Source organism: Bartonella sp. AA2SXKL (genome assembly GCF_042197205.1).
GTDB lineage: Bacteria > Pseudomonadota > Alphaproteobacteria > Rhizobiales > Rhizobiaceae > Bartonella.
Genome location: NZ_JBHIRN010000193.1, coordinates 1 through 246, shown reverse-complemented (window position 1 = coordinate 246; position 246 = coordinate 1). Strand labels below are relative to the sequence as shown.

At 42.7% G+C, this 246-nt stretch carries 1 protein-coding gene; it reads right to left on the bottom strand.

Annotation, left to right across the window (positions count from 1 at the left end):
* Positions 1-246, bottom strand: a 246-nt coding sequence (locus ACFINS_RS10645) for an FAD-dependent oxidoreductase (protein ID WP_375706257.1), incomplete at both ends; no start/stop codon positions are given.

Here is a 246-nt window from a genome sequence, read left to right as displayed (position 1 = left end):
TGGAATTGCCGTGAGACTTCACCATCCATTGATCCTAAAACTTTATTAAGATATTCAATAATGGTAACTTTAGCCCCTAAACGGCTCCAAACCGAACCAAGCTCTGAACCAATAACACCAGCGCCCACAACAATCATACGCGTTGGAACTTTTTCAAGAGCAAGTGCTCCTGTAGAGGATACAATAACCTTTTCATCAATTTCAACATTCACACCCGGAATGCCTGAGCTCTCTGAACCAGTAGCA